A 13,857-nucleotide genomic window follows, 5' to 3' on the forward strand; every position below is an offset into this window, starting at 1 on the left:
GCACCATCAAATCCAGGTTTCGAATAGAATTCAGGCTTGTTATATCCTCTCCCGGAGGATAGGTAGAACACATGATCGAACATAAGCACGATACACATCCCGACATCATCAAGCGGCTGAGGCGTGCCGACGGACACCTGAAGAGCGTCATCGCCATGATCGAGGCGGGCAAGCCCTGTCTCGACATAGCCCAGCAGCTCCACGCGGTCGAAAAGGCAATCACCAATGCCAAGCGAACGCTGATCCAGGATCACCTCGATCACTGCCTGGAAGACTCCGCCGGATCGCTCGGCCGCGAGCAGCGCCAGACACTCGACGAGTTCAAGACAATTACGAAATATCTGTAGGCGCTGCGGCGTCAGGAGTATCGCGAAATGCTGGGCGTTCTTAGAAACCGGACCTATCGCCACCTATTTTTCGCTCAGGTCATCGCTTTGCTGGGGACGGGGCTTGCCACTGTCGCCCTGGGCCTGCAGGCATTCGAACTTGCCGACGGCAACGCAGGCGCTGTCCTTGGCACGGCGCTGGCCATCAAGATGATCGCCTATGTCGTCGTTGCGCCGATCGCGACGGCCTTTACTGAACAGCTTCCCCGTCGCGCGATGCTGGTGACGCTCGATCTCGTCCGCGCCGCCGTCGCACTATGCCTGCCCTTCATCACCGATGTCTGGCAAGCATACTTCCTGATCTTCATACTCCAGGCGGCATCGGCGGCGTTCACGCCGACCTTCCAGGCGACGATCCCCGACGTGCTACCAGACGAGGACGATTATACCAACGCCCTGTCGCTCTCTCGCCTTGCCTACGATCTGGAGAAGGTCGGAAGTCCGCTGCTTGCGGCAGCATTCCTGGCGCTGATGAGCTACCACAATCTCTATCTTGGCACGGTCGTCGGTTTCCTGGCATCGGCAAGCCTCGTGGTCTCGGTTCTGCTGCCCGACCCCAAACCGAGCGAGCCACGCAGCATTTACGATCGGACGACGCGGGGGATACGCCTTTATCTGACGGTTCCGCGCCTGCGTGGACTGTTTGCCTTCAACATGGCGGTTGCGGCGGGCGGTTCCATGGTCTTCGTCAACACCGTCGTCCTCGTCCAGGGCACGATGGCGCTTGGTGAACGCTACACCGCAACTGCGCTCGCAGCTTTTGGTCTGGGATCAATGGCGGCTGCTTTTATCCTACCGCGCCTCTTGAAGAACAATGCAGACCGACCTGTCATGCTTTCGGGCACAGTTGTGCTAGGTGTTGCGTTGCTGGTCGGTATGGTCGTGAGCTCGTATGTGGCTTTGCTTATAGTGTGGGCGGTGATCGGCGTCGGATATTCGCTTGTCCTCACGCCATCCGGCCGTATCCTGCGAAGCTCTGCCTCGCCCGAGGATCGCCCGGCGTTGTTCGCCGCGCAGTTTGCCTTGTCGCACGGTTGTTGGCTGATCACATATCCGCTGGCTGGATGGCTGGGAGCCACGGTCGGCCTCACCCCGACTTATTTCGTGCTCGCGAGTCTAACGGCGGCAGGAGCCATCGCGGCAGCTTTTCTGTGGCCTGCCGTCGAAAGCGACGAACGCCATATCCATACGGATATCGATGCCGACCACGCGCATATCGCAGGCGCGAAGGCAGTCCAAGGAGGGCACGAGCACTCCCATCCGATTCACAAAGACCGCTACCACGGGTGACAGACTATTCCTGCAGGCACATTCGGGGCCGTACGTGTGTTTATGCTGATCGCTAACGGCGGCTCGGGGACTTAAGGAAATCAGCCTACTGCGGCAGTAAGATGCTCGTAGAGAATGGACGAACCGAGGACGACAAGTGCGACACCTGCAGTACCCTCGGCCAGGCGACCGAACCTTGCACCAATCAGCCGCCCAACGAGCATGCCTCCGGACGACAGCAGGAACGTCGCAAGACCGATTGCACCTGCGATGACCAGGATATTGACCTCGAGAAAGGCAAGCGAAACACCGACCGCCATTGCGTCGAGACTGGTACCGATCGCAGTTGCAATCAAAACCATGAAGGACATACTGGCTCGCGAACTGTCCTGTTCCTCGTCGCCACCTTTGAAGGCAGCGTAGAGCATATTAAGACCGACGACCGCCAGCAAGCTGAACGCAATCCAATGGTCGACGGCGGAAATATATGCTGCCGCGGTTACGCCTGCAGCCCAGCCGATCAGCGGGGTGATGGCTTCAACTATGCCGAATACGACGCCGGTCCTGAGTGCTTCGCTGAACCGTGGCCGTCCCATGGCCGCGCCTCTGCCGACCGAAACGGCGAATGCGTCCATAGACATGCTGATGGCGAGCACGATGATTGCCATGATTGACATGAGTTTTTCCTTGCGGACGTATCTAACCGGGTGTCCTCCGCTCTGTCCGAGCTGAACGGAATTCGCCACGGTCTTGTCTATCCGAACATGTCGGCTGAACGCGCCACGTGCCTTTTGACACGAGTATGTTGACGCGCTCCCGCTGGGTCAGCGGTGACTACTCCCCGATGGCACGCGAGGTACCCGACGCACCCGCAGCAGTCAAGGCGAACGCTGTGTATTTTTTTGCAAAAATCCTCTTAATAACAATGATTTGCAAGTGCAAATTCATCGACTTACTGCACCTGCGAAGCAGTCGCAGAAGCTGGACATCGCTTGTCAGCATTTTGCTGGTTTGGGCCGCGTAAACAACGGCGTTTTTCAATTCGACCAAGCATTCCGCAAATTCGGCGGCCGACTGATGATCACAGCTATCACGATCTCCGTGCCGATAAAGGCATATGCCAAAGCCCTTGAGTTCCCGCAGCCGAAGTACGCACAATCAAATATGAGATAGATCATTGCCGACTGCCGGCGCACGGTCGTGACGCTCATTCCGAATGAAGTCACAGCCCAGAACAAAACCGCCGCAAGAGATGCCTTCTTCGTGGACCCCACAAGATCGGACATCACCAAATGCCTGCGGACGTGACCTGCTAGAAATCCAACGGGTTAAATAACGATCCTGTGCATCAGGACTCCAACGACCAGAATTGCCAGGATCGCGCATCGACAGAGAATGCTGATCGCGGTGACGGAAGGCCATTCGAGCGTCCAACCCGAAACTTGCCTGGCCGGAGTGGCATTTCGAAAATGCATCATAGTCTCCAGCTACCGCATCGTTGAGGCGGCCTCGATGCTCAACTTGTCATTATTGCGAATGACTAGCAATAGCAAAACGACCGAAACTCAGCCGAAACTGTTTGGCTGCAAGTTGGCGAGAGCTTTGTTTGGCAGGCACAGAGCGACTTCCAGGCCGCCGAGCCGCGACCGGTCAAGCTGGAGATCGCCACCATAGGCGGTCGCGATGTCACGCGAGATCGCAAGACCAAGCCCGGCTCCCATCCCCTCTTCGCCGCCGCTTACACCCCGCTTGAGCATTGAGGCATATCGATCAGGTGCCGCGCCCGGCCCGTCGTCGCCGATGCGCAGCACCGTCATTTCTCTGTCCTGCAAGGCGCTGATCTCGATCCGCCGTTCGGCGAAACGCACCGCGTTGTCTAGAATGTTGCCCATTGCCTCGGCGACATCTGCCGGATCAGCCTGGATGGTGATGTCAGGATCGATATCCAAAGTCCATTCGATACCGCGGCTTCTGGTGACGGGCGATAATACGCTGACAAGCTTGCCGGAAATACCGATCAGCGAGGTCGTCGCCATCTGCTCGACGCCCAGGCGCGCGGCCTGCAATTGACGATCTGCACGCTGCCGCACCAGTTCGATCTGCTGCAGCGCCATTTCCCGGCGGTCCGCAGGCAGTGCTTCGGCCAGATGTGACAGCACGGTGAGCGGCGTCTTCAAGCCATGTGCCAGATCGCTGGCTCGTGCCCTTGCTCTTTCGACCGCTGTCTCGCGCTCGGACAGCAGCATGTTGATTTCGTTGACCAGCGGGGTGACCTCGGCTGGTCCCGATGCACCCATCTGGCTTGACCGTCCCGCCCTTATGTCGGCGATCTCGCGACGGAGATGCGACAAGGGTTTCAGCCCGATCAGACCCTGTAGAAAGGAGGCCAGGAGCAAAAGCGCTCCGGTGACGATCAACATCAGCATCAGCGGCCAGTGATAGCTGGCAAGCGCGGCTTCCATGTCGTCCTTCGAAAACGCAGTATATACCGTGAAGGTCGTTTGGTGGTCGCCTTCGGTCAGCACCATATCCTTAATCGAAACCAGGATGACGCCGCCATCCGGCCCTTCAGCCTGGTGAAAACCGCAATACATGTCAGGCAGCAGGAGTGCCCTTGAAAGCTCCTGGTCCCAGAGCGAGCGCGAACGCAGCGGCGTTTCTCCTCCTTCGGCAGTAATCTGCCAGTAGCGACCGCCCGCCGGGATCTGGAACCGCGGATCCGAAGGCTCGCTTGCGAGCCGGAGGTTGCCGTCCTCTATGGCCAGCCGGGCACCGAGCGCATCGGACACGGCCGTCATTTCGTTGGCATACTGGTCGGCCAGATAATCCTCAAACAGATGGCCGAGCACATACCAGACGAGCGACAGGGCAACCGCGATCGAAATGAGAGCGCCGGCGGCAAGGCGGAAACGCAGCGAGCGGGTAATCATGGCCGCTTCTCGGGAAGAACATAACCGAAGCCGCGGCGCGTTTCGATCGCATCGCTGTCGGTTTTGCGTCGCAACCTGCCGATCATCGCCTCGACAGCATTCTTGGCTGCATCGTCATCTCGGCCCTGAACCTGGCTGGCGAGTTCCGCTGGCGTCAGCACCACGCCGGGTCGATCGATAAACAGCGTCATCATCCGGAATTCGAGCGGCGAAAGATCGAGTTCTCGGCCATCGAACGTAACACGCCGCGCCTGTTCGTCGAGCGTGAACCGATCGGCCGCTTTTACGCGTGGAGCCGCTTTGCCGGTTCGCCGCAGAAGCGCGCGAAGACGAGCCACCAACTCCTCGCTGCGGAACGGCTTCGGCAGGTAGTCGTCTGCTCCCGCATCGAAGCCATCGACCCGCTCCATCCACGATCCGCGAGCCGTCAGCACCAGAACCGGCGTTTCGAGGCCGGCGCCCCGCCAGCGTTTGAGGATAGAGAGTCCGTCCATGCCCGGCAATCCGAGATCAAGGATGATGGCGGCATAATCCCCAGCCTCCCCCTGCTCCCATACATCCGGGCCGTTTGACAAAACCTCGACGCGATACCCCTCGCGCCCGAGCTTTTCCACCACATGGCCGGCGATGTTCGGATCGTCTTCGGCAAGCAAGATTTTCATCGGATCAGTTCCTCCCCAGCACAGCACCTGTTCGCGCGTCTACTTTCAGGTTACGGATCACGCCTCCACCATCGCGCAACTTCACCTGGTAGATATCCTGGGATTGAGACCGGCCGAGACGAATGTCGATGATGCGGCCGTAACGCTCGACATCGATCTTCTGCAGTATCGACTTCAGAGGCATGATCTGGCCGTCGCGCACCGCGTCCCGTGCCCGCTCGTAATCGGCTCGGCCTGGGCGGGTTCCCGACGAGCCGCCGGCTTCACCGCGATCGCCGTCACCGCTTCCCCGGGTACCGTGGTCGTTGTCACTACCGTCACGTCCGCCGTGATTGTCCCCTCCCCCATCATCGCCGCCACCATGACCTGACCCACCACCGTCCGAGCCTCCCCCGGAGCCGTCACCATCCTTGGCATAAACGAACGACAGGGGCGTCGCCGCAACGGTCACGAAGGCGGAGAACATCAGGATGATAAGCATGCGGCGGTTCGAGCCCATGGTTTCTCCGCAGGGGGCATATGGCCAAAATATTCTGGCATGAAGCAATGTAGGCAGCAAACGACAAGAACTCCGCCGGTTAACGGCGGAGTTCAGGAGGAAGTTGGCGGGATCGCTTATCGACGACCGCTGCGCTTGCCACCCTTGTCGTCTTTGGCGTGGTGGCCGCCCCTGTCATCGGCTCCGTGGCCGCCGCGACGCCCCCCCTTGTCGTCATTTGCATCGTGGCCGGCGCCGTCGTCGGCTCCCTGCCTTGCGAGGGCGGCAGACGAACCGGTGATCGGCGCCACGGCTTGAAAAACCGGCATCGCGGCGGTGAAGGCGAAAGCTGCGGCAAGAGCGGCGAGAGAAAGCTTGGTCTTCATGGTCAAAATCCTTTCCTGTTCATTCCGAGGAACCTCCTCGTTCGACAAGTTCAGAATTGCACGAGCGCGCTGACAGGCCGCTGATGGCAATTGTCAGCAATCTGTCAGCTGAAATTTCATGCCCATCAGGCATTGGAGAGCGCCTTTGCTGGCGGGCTCGTTTGATGGTTGCGTGGCGCGCGTGATCGACTATCGGCCAAGCAAGGCCTTGACGGACATCTCAGTAGAAATGGACAAGGCACTCTTTTGATCATCTGCGCACTATTGGCAAAATCTTGGCGCAGTGCGAAAATGGATCATGGCCATAGCTGATCGCAAAGCCAAGCGGTGCCATCCCGTTTGTACAACAACCTCTGATGACGTCTGTCTTCCGCGGCTTGCCAAAACTCGACCTCGCGGGGCGAGGCGATGAAGAGCGACCAGTTCGAGGCAATGCTGTCCGGCTTTTCGGAAACCTGGCGAGCGCCGTTCGCAATGGCGGTATCGAGTTCACTCCTTGACGTCAGCACCTGACTTTGCCGCCCGACAAACACGTTTGCCTTTGCCACCGCAGAACGAGCCTGGAAATCGGCATTACTCTCATGATCATCGGCCTTTAAGGTTACCCCGCGAATGCGGACCTGCCGACCGAGCGAAGACCAATAGAAGGTTAGCGACACATTGGGATTCGCAGCAATTTGGCAGCCTTTTAGTCCATTGCCTATCGTCGCGAAATGCCATCCCCGTTGATCGAGATTCTTGAGAATGAGGACGCGAGCGTCCGGCTCGCCGAGTTCGTCAACTGTGGAGAGCACCATGGAGTGCGGCTCCCTAATCCCGGCTTCGATGGCGTCGCTTAACCATGCGGCGAACATATCCTGCGGATTAGGTGATGTCGTATCGAGATCGAATGGCGGAAACGGGCCAGCGAGCGATGGCAGTGCACGTAGTTTGCTTCTCATGACGCATGCCCCGGCCTTGCGACGATAAGGCGGAGAGATCCTTCGAAAAACGGCTGCGTGCGAAGCACGCCATAACGCGCATCCCAGATTCCGTCGGCGAGGTCCCGGGTGAGATTTGCAACGAAACGGTCGCCGATGCTGTCATCGACGAAACTCCATGCCGAATTAGCAAGCCGGGCGCCGGGCTCCAGGATTTGTTCAGGGCGGCCATAATAGGCTTCACTGAATCCATCGACGCAATTGAGCGGGATAGGGACGGCGAGAATATCGACATTACCGCCCAAGCCCTCGCATATTGCGCTCATCCCCGGATACCGGTGAGCCTCGACAGCAATCATTTCCGGCGCATAGTCATTCAGCCAGCATCGAGTCAATTCATCCGGATCGCAGGTGAGGATGACTACAGGCCCGCGTGTGACGCGGCGCATCTCGGCAAGTCCTCTTTTCAGATCCGGCCATTGATGGACGGTAAACGTTGCCATGCTGGCGTCGAAGCTGGCATCGGAAAAGGGGAGCTTTTCCGCAACGGCATCGACGGCCACCGGAAGTCGATCCGGTCGCTGCACCCGCATCGATGCCGATGGCTCGACAGCCGTCACGGCTCGGTCCACAGGCTCATAGGAACCGGCTCCTGCTCCGACATTCAAAACTGTCTGTGCACCGCCAAGAGATTTTACGATGAACTCGGCGATGTAGGGCTCAGGCTGGCGATAGTTCGTATATCCTTTACCGATAACCCCATAGTTCGCATCACCTGCGCTGCCATCGTGATGTCTGTCACTCATTCTCGCGTCTTCCCTTTGTGAATACTCAATCGAGCCCGGCCAAATTTCATGTTCATGAATGGCAAATAGATCGATTGCGACTTTGATATGAGGCCATGCATCACACGATGAAAACCGATATGATCGAACACCCAATGTTCGGAAATCTCACATGGTCAGACGTATCCCCTCACTCAACGCCTTGCGCGCTTTCGAAGCTGCCGGCCGCCATGGCCGGATGACGCTGGCGGCAGACGAACTGAACGTCACCCACAGTGCGGTGAGCCGCCAGGTCCAGCACCTGGAGTCTCTTTTGGGTGTGCCCCTATTCGAAGGTCCGAAAAACCGATTGCGACTGACGGAAGCCGGCGTGACATTGCTCGCCGGTCTTGGCATGGCATTCGATCAAATCGACGCCTCCGTACGTGCGGTGGCCGACACGGACGAAGGGCCTCTCGATGTTTCCTGCCCTGGCACATTTACAATGCGCTGGCTTATTCCTCGTCTCTACCGTTTCCAGTCGGACTATCCGAAGATCGATGTGCGGTTATCGGCATCATCGGGGCCGGTCGATTTCGGGCGGGATGGCTTTGACGTTGCCATAAGAGTCGGTGATCCTCCTTGGCCCGATAGAGCCGACGTCATCTCGCTGTTTCCCGAGCAGATTGGACCAGTCTTGGCTGCCGGCCTCTCGGACGGTCGGACCGGAGACATCGACGGCCTTCCTGAACTCCACACGCGGACACGGCCGCACGCCTGGAGCGATTGGCTATCTCGTTCGGGAAAACAATTCGTCGCAGGCTCGCGGGTCGATTACGAGCATTTCTATTTCATGCTCGAAGCGGCTCGCGCCGGTCTGGGGGTTTGTGCCGCACCATGGCCTTATGTGGTCGATGACATCACGTCAGGCCGGCTAGTGGCACCTTTCGGGTTCATTGACAGTGGTCATCACTACGTGGCTTTGCGACGGGACAGGCGCAATCGCAAGGCCAGCCTGTTCTGCGACTGGCTGCATGCGGAGGCCGAACATTTTCAGACCGCAAACCCGGTGCCCCCCGCTCAAGATCACCGATAGGGAAATACCGCCTGTGGTCGCCAACGTAGAATGAATTGCTGCATCGCCGGTGCTATGGCAGGCGAACACATACAAAATCTCAAACAGGATAGTTTTTTCGCTCGATAGCCGAGCCCGGAATACCCCGCCTTACGAGGATGCGGATACAGGCAGGTTTTCCCTGTAATGGATCAAGAACGAGCTGATCGCCTCTCAGAAGATAGACACCTGCCCAATGACAGCTCGCTATCTGTTCCTGCTTCAAAGGCTCCAAGCGAGGTAGGCTTACTACCCGTCAACGCCATCGCCATGGAGCCATCATGGATCCGCGATACGGTCAGGGCGTGGGCCGTCCCGAAGTCGAGCCGGCGAACAGACGCTCGGTCATCCAGTAACCGGCACCACTCGCGACGGCGGACAGGAAGGTGCCCCAGCAAAGATCCGCGATCGTCAACACCGTTGACCAGCGGATCAATGTCGCCTGATTGGTCAGGTCATAGGTGGAGTAGGCAACAAAACCTACCACAGCACCCGACAGGATTGCAGCCTTAAGAGCCCTCTCCCTGAGTGCGGGCCGAACTGCGAGAAAGACCAGTCCAGCGGGATAGATCAAATAAAAGATTATCGCCGGTAACAGCCGGAAATCGGTCGCAAGCATGTCCCCCATCACCGGGCGGTAAAGACGATCGGCCATAGTGCTCAACCATACGGCGTCGATCGAGACCATCACGACCAACGTCACGAAATAGGCGACAAGATACCTCTTCATCGGCATTTCCTTTCGACCACACTCAATCGATGCGGGTCCACTCGATGCCCTTGCACAACAGACCGGCGACAATACAGCCCTTCGTCGTCATCCTGTCGCCCTTGACCGTCACCGTAAGCCGGTAGGTCAAGTCGCGCTGCGGATCAAAGGCACTCCCGGAATAGACACCATCCGCATCAGGCTTGATGCTCATGACCAGCTTGTCGCCCTCTTTCTCCTTCGGCGTACCCGGTTTGATCCAGGTATTCGTCGCGCAGATGTCGGATCCGCATGGCGCGATCGTTACCTTCGCGTTGCCATCGCCACGCGCCCATTGGCCACCGATGTCGGCGGCGCAAGCCACCGTTCCCCACGTCAGGCAAGTGACGATCATCACAACGCTTATCTTTTTCACGACAGGCCTCCTTCCTGCTGCTCTGATGCGTGCTCAATCGTGTAGAGCCCGACATTGATCGTCCCCTCCTCGAAACCCGCCTGGCAGTAGCAAAGGTAGTAGAGCCACAAACGCCGAAATCGCTCGTCGAAACCGAGCGCGGCAATCTGTGGCCAAGACTCCTCGAAACGAATTCGCCATTCCGCCAATGTCCGCGCGTATGATGTGCCGAAATGCTCTATCTCACGCACCCTCAATCCCGCCGCCGCAACCGATTCCGACAAGGCATTGTCCGATGGCAGGAAGCCGCCCGGAAACACGTATTTCTGGATGAAGTCGGTGCCGCCGCGATAGGTCTTGAACCGCTCTTCCTCTATCGAAATGATCTGCAGAACCGCACTGCCTCCGGGCTTCAGGCAACGCTTCAATGTATTGAAATAGCTTAGCCAATAGGCCTCGCCGACGGCCTCGAACATTTCGATAGAGACAATGCGATCAAACTGACCATCGGTATCGCGATAGTCCTGAAGCCGAAGCGTCACGTCCCCCGATAATCCGGATTGCTCAGTGGCACCCTTGGCCCAGGAAAGCTGCGAAGGCGACAAGGTGATCCCGGTCACCTTTACACCTTTTACCTTCGCCAGATGTGTGGCAAGCGCTCCCCAGCCGCAGCCGATCTCAAGAACGGATTCCCCGCCTGTAAGCTTAAGCTTCTCGCCGATCCGGCACAGCTTTTTCTTTTGCGCTTCCTCCAATGTTCGTGTCGTCTCGTCGAAGATTGCAGAGGAGTAAAGCATGGAGGCATCAAGCCAAAGCGCATAGAAGTCATTACCGAGGTCATAATGCGCCTCGATGTTCTTGCGGCTGCCACGCTTCGTGTTGGCGCGAAACAGATGCTTTATGCGGTTGAGAACACGCATAGGCAGGCTGCCTTCAATGGCTGGCGCTAGCGCCTTGCTATTTCCGGCTGCAAACCGAATGACTGAAGTCAGATCGGGAGTGGTCCAGTCACCTTCGATGAAACCTTCGGCAAATCCGATATCGCCTGCTGCGATCATCCGGCGCAACATCCGCCAATTTCGGATCAGGATGATCGCCTCGGGGCCTGGGCAGGAACCTTGTTTGTTGATGACCTGGCCGGATGGAAGCACAATCTTGATATGGCCGTGGCTTATATCCGCCAGAAACCGCGCAAGCATGGTGCCTGCCCAACCAAATTCTGCGGGTGCCTGAGAAAGTTCAAGCTGCGTTCCGGTGACCTCATCTGGCCAGCTCATGCCTTCTCCCTCCATCTGTTGCGAAGATTGCGTCGATGCATCTGCAAGAGGCTACGAGCGTTTCCGGCTTTTAGTTTCGCGGAAGAACACAAATTTCTGATTTTTTATGATCGGGATGAAACTGGATGCGCGTTTTCTTCGTAGATCTCACGAAAGACGTCGAGACTTTGCTTTGCGAGGAGCCTATGGACATGCTTCTGCTGATCGTCATTGCATTCTGGCTGTCGCTGGCCATGGCCGGTGCATGGGCGGTCCAGCGAACAACAGGTCTGAGTGGTTGGATCGATACGATCTGGTCATTCGCAGTCGGTGTCGGCGGAAGCATCGCCGCTGTCTTCGCGCATGGAGATCCTGATCGGCGCATCGCGGTTCTGATGATCGTCGCTGCCTGGGGCCTCAGGTTGGGTGGCCATATAGGGTCGCGAACCAGAGCTTCCGGCGAAGATCCACGTTATGCGAAGTTCATCGAAGAGTGGGGTGACGGCGCCTCGTGGCGGTTGTTCGTTTTTCTGCAGATCCAGGCGATCGCCGCGTTTATCCTTGTCTTGGCTGTCTATTCGGCAGCCACGAACGAAGCTAGCTTCCCGCGCGTCATTGACGTTCTCGCCATTATTATCGCTGTCCTTGCGCTCACAGGCGAAGCAATCTCTGACCTGCAGTTGCGTCACTTTCGAAAGACGCCCCAAGCGAAGACCGAGGTCTGCGAAACAGGCTTTTGGCGATATTCGCGCCACCCGAACTACTTCTTCGAATGGATGTTCTGGTGCTGCTGGGTATTGTTTGCGGCGTCAGCATCCATCGTAGGCTGGCTGTCGCTGTTGGCTCCTCTCCTCATGTACTGGCTGCTAGTGCATGTGTCCGGCATTCCGCCTCTTGAAGAACATATGCTGCGCTCGCGTGGCAAGAAATTCCACGCCCTGCAGCAACGCGTCAATGCCTTTTTCCCCGGCCCCAGAAAGCAAGATATCCACCCGGAAGGAGAGTTGAAATGAACATGCTGGCCTTTGCTATAAACACTGCCGAACGGGCACCACTGACTGACGGCATGACGCTCGCGGGTATCGACTTTCTCTGTACTCGTACGAAGCGCCGCCTGGCAGCTACGCCTGCCGACCAGGAAAGTCTGTTTGTTGATGCGATGAACCAATATCCTGTTGCGATCCATTCGGATGAAGCCAACCGCCAGCATTATGAGGTACCCGCAGTTTTCTTTTCTCGGGTTCTGGGACCAAGCCGAAAATACTCCTGCTGCCTCTATCCGGCCGAGCATACGACACTGAAGGAGGCAGAGGTTTATGCACTGGCCGAAACCGTCAAGCATGCAGCAATTGAAGACGGAATGACGATCCTGGAACTCGGCTGCGGCTGGGGCTCGCTTTCGCTTTATCTGGCATCGCAATTCCCGAACTCGCGCATCGTTTCCGTTTCCAACTCCGCGTCTCAGCGCGCCTTCATCCTAGCGACGGCCAATCAACGCGGGCTGACGAATCTTTCGGTGATGACGGCCGACATGAACGACTTTGCAATCGATCAACGCTTCGATTGTGTGGTCTCGATCGAGATGTTCGAGCACATGTCGAACTGGCGGAAGCTTTTTGAACGTGCCCACGATTGGGTGAAGCCGGAGGGACGGCTCTTTCTGCATGTCTTCACTCACAGGGACCGCTCTTACCGCTTCGATCGCGATGACCCGTCTGACTGGATCGCGCATCATTTCTTCACTGGCGGTATCATGCCGGCACACGATCTGCCTCATCGCTTTCCGGATCTGTTCACGGTCGATGAGGAATGGCGGTGGTCTGGAACCCACTATCGTCGGACAGCGCTAGACTGGCTCGCCAATTTCGACCGCGAAATTGATCGAGTCCGGCCGATCTTCGCGGAGGTCTATGATAAGGATGCCCACCTCTGGCTACGCCGTTGGCGGCTTTTCTTCCTCGCAACTGCCGGGCTTTTCGGTCACGAGAACGGCGACATCTGGGGCGTCGGCCATTATCTGCTGAAACCGAGAAGGTCATGAGTGCGCAGCGGTCGCCTCTCGATCCTTTGACCCAGGCGACTGTCACTGTCGCCTGGGTCATCTTTCTGAACAAACCCTTCTATCCGCTCTATGTCTGGTATCTCGTCGGTCACGGTTTCGTCGCATCGCTTGGCTCGCTGCTTGCCGCTCCGATCTTTCTGGCAATCCCGTTCCTTGCCAGACGGTCTCCAATGATGGCACGGGCCGCGCTTCCCATTGTCGGGACGTTTGACACCGTATTCGAGACGCACTTGTTCGGCCAAGGCTCTGGGACAGAATTGTTCTTCGGCGCTTGCGTCATGCTCGTCGCGGTTTCCTTTCGAACGGAGGAGAAGTGGATCCAGCGCGGCTTGGCAGCATTCGTCTTCGCCGTCTTCCTTCTATCAAACCATACCGGCGGATCGTCGTTCCATGGCTGGAGTGATGCCGATCTTGCCGTGCTTATCGATCTCAACATTTTCGCGGTTGCATGCCTGATGGCTTTCATCGCCATGAGATACGCAGGCGTGAGAGCAGAACCCACGAGCAGCAAGAATTGTTAGGCAAAG

16 protein-coding genes and 1 riboswitch are annotated in these 13,857 nt (G+C 57.7%); of the genes, 6 read left to right on the plus strand and 10 right to left on the minus strand.

Annotation, left to right across the window (positions count from 1 at the left end; all coding sequences use genetic code 11):
- Nucleotides 1–71: 71 nt before the first annotated feature.
- Both FHP24_RS11195 and FHP24_RS11200 read left to right on the plus strand, forming a co-directional pair.
- The gene (locus FHP24_RS11195; RefSeq protein ID WP_139676292.1) at nt 72–347 is read left to right on the plus strand and encodes a metal-sensing transcriptional repressor; all 276 of its coding nucleotides are present in this window, start codon (nt 72–74) and stop codon (nt 345–347) included.
- A gap of 27 nt (nt 348–374) precedes the next feature.
- Nucleotides 375–1,676, plus strand: coding sequence for an MFS transporter (locus FHP24_RS11200; protein ID WP_139676293.1), 1,302 nt, complete (start codon nt 375–377; stop codon nt 1,674–1,676).
- 80 nt (nt 1,677–1,756) lie between these two features.
- Here the strand turns inward: FHP24_RS11200 and FHP24_RS11205 are convergent, their stop codons facing one another.
- From FHP24_RS11205 to FHP24_RS11235, 7 genes are all read right to left on the minus strand, one after another.
- Nucleotides 1,757–2,332, minus strand: a complete 576-nt coding sequence (locus FHP24_RS11205) for a manganese efflux pump MntP (RefSeq protein WP_139676294.1) — start codon at nt 2,330–2,332, stop codon at nt 1,757–1,759.
- 7 nt (nt 2,333–2,339) lie between these two features.
- A riboswitch (yybP-ykoY riboswitch) is annotated at nt 2,340–2,510 on the minus strand.
- A 710-nt stretch (nt 2,511–3,220) separates the two neighbouring features.
- Nucleotides 3,221–4,585 (minus strand): HAMP domain-containing sensor histidine kinase, encoded by a 1,365-nt coding sequence (locus FHP24_RS11210; RefSeq protein WP_342782340.1) that lies wholly within the window; start codon nt 4,583–4,585, stop codon nt 3,221–3,223.
- Entirely contained in the window at nt 4,582–5,247 is a 666-nt protein-coding gene (locus FHP24_RS11215; RefSeq protein ID WP_139676295.1) for a response regulator transcription factor, read from the minus strand. The genes FHP24_RS11210 and FHP24_RS11215 overlap by 4 nt, the downstream gene beginning before the upstream one ends.
- A gap of 4 nt (nt 5,248–5,251) precedes the next feature.
- A complete protein-coding gene (locus FHP24_RS11220; RefSeq protein WP_139676296.1) occupies nt 5,252–5,746 on the minus strand; it encodes a PepSY domain-containing protein in 495 nt (164 codons plus the stop codon).
- Between the two features lie 116 nt (nt 5,747–5,862).
- Nucleotides 5,863–6,111, minus strand: coding sequence for a hypothetical protein (locus tag FHP24_RS11225; protein WP_139676297.1), 249 nt, complete (start codon nt 6,109–6,111; stop codon nt 5,863–5,865).
- 296 nt (nt 6,112–6,407) lie between these two features.
- Nucleotides 6,408–7,052, minus strand: a complete 645-nt coding sequence (locus FHP24_RS11230) for a pyridoxine/pyridoxamine 5'-phosphate oxidase (protein ID WP_139676298.1) — start codon at nt 7,050–7,052, stop codon at nt 6,408–6,410.
- Nucleotides 7,049–7,837 carry a class I SAM-dependent methyltransferase gene (locus FHP24_RS11235; protein ID WP_139676299.1) on the minus strand — a complete coding sequence of 263 codons (789 nt, stop codon included), beginning with the start codon at nt 7,835–7,837 and terminating at the stop codon, nt 7,049–7,051. The genes FHP24_RS11230 and FHP24_RS11235 overlap by 4 nt, the downstream gene beginning before the upstream one ends.
- A gap of 151 nt (nt 7,838–7,988) precedes the next feature.
- On the opposite strand from FHP24_RS11235, the gene FHP24_RS11240 reads away from it, so the two are divergent.
- Nucleotides 7,989–8,891, plus strand: coding sequence for a LysR family transcriptional regulator (locus tag FHP24_RS11240; RefSeq protein ID WP_139676300.1), 903 nt, complete (start codon nt 7,989–7,991; stop codon nt 8,889–8,891).
- Between the two features lie 316 nt (nt 8,892–9,207).
- On the opposite strand, the gene FHP24_RS11245 is transcribed toward FHP24_RS11240, so the two are convergent.
- From FHP24_RS11245 to FHP24_RS11255, 3 genes are read right to left on the minus strand one after another with little or no spacing between them, the layout of a single operon-like run.
- The gene (locus FHP24_RS11245) at nt 9,208–9,639 is read right to left on the minus strand and encodes a DUF2177 family protein (protein WP_139676301.1); all 432 of its coding nucleotides are present in this window, start codon (nt 9,637–9,639) and stop codon (nt 9,208–9,210) included.
- A gap of 22 nt (nt 9,640–9,661) precedes the next feature.
- Nucleotides 9,662–10,012: a DUF2147 domain-containing protein gene (locus FHP24_RS11250; protein ID WP_139676932.1), complete on the minus strand. Its 351-nt coding sequence runs from the start codon at nt 10,010–10,012 to the stop codon at nt 9,662–9,664.
- 17 nt (nt 10,013–10,029) lie between these two features.
- Nucleotides 10,030–11,289 carry an SAM-dependent methyltransferase gene (locus FHP24_RS11255; protein WP_139676302.1) on the minus strand — a complete coding sequence of 420 codons (1,260 nt, stop codon included), beginning with the start codon at nt 11,287–11,289 and terminating at the stop codon, nt 10,030–10,032.
- Between the two features lie 185 nt (nt 11,290–11,474).
- On the opposite strand from FHP24_RS11255, the gene FHP24_RS11260 reads away from it, so the two are divergent.
- From FHP24_RS11260 to FHP24_RS11270, 3 genes are read left to right on the plus strand one after another with little or no spacing between them, the layout of a single operon-like run.
- Nucleotides 11,475–12,281, plus strand: coding sequence for a DUF1295 domain-containing protein (locus tag FHP24_RS11260; RefSeq protein ID WP_394344614.1), 807 nt, complete (start codon nt 11,475–11,477; stop codon nt 12,279–12,281).
- The gene (locus FHP24_RS11265; protein WP_139676304.1) at nt 12,278–13,309 is read left to right on the plus strand and encodes an SAM-dependent methyltransferase; all 1,032 of its coding nucleotides are present in this window, start codon (nt 12,278–12,280) and stop codon (nt 13,307–13,309) included. The genes FHP24_RS11260 and FHP24_RS11265 overlap by 4 nt, the downstream gene beginning before the upstream one ends.
- The gene (locus tag FHP24_RS11270) at nt 13,306–13,851 is read left to right on the plus strand and encodes a hypothetical protein (RefSeq protein WP_139676305.1); all 546 of its coding nucleotides are present in this window, start codon (nt 13,306–13,308) and stop codon (nt 13,849–13,851) included. Before FHP24_RS11265 ends, FHP24_RS11270 begins: the two co-directional genes overlap by 4 nt.
- Nucleotides 13,852–13,857 lie beyond the last annotated feature (6 nt).

The sequence above is a fragment of the Aliirhizobium smilacinae genome (assembly GCF_006335145.1).
Classification (GTDB): Bacteria; Pseudomonadota; Alphaproteobacteria; order Rhizobiales; family Rhizobiaceae; genus Neorhizobium; species Neorhizobium smilacinae.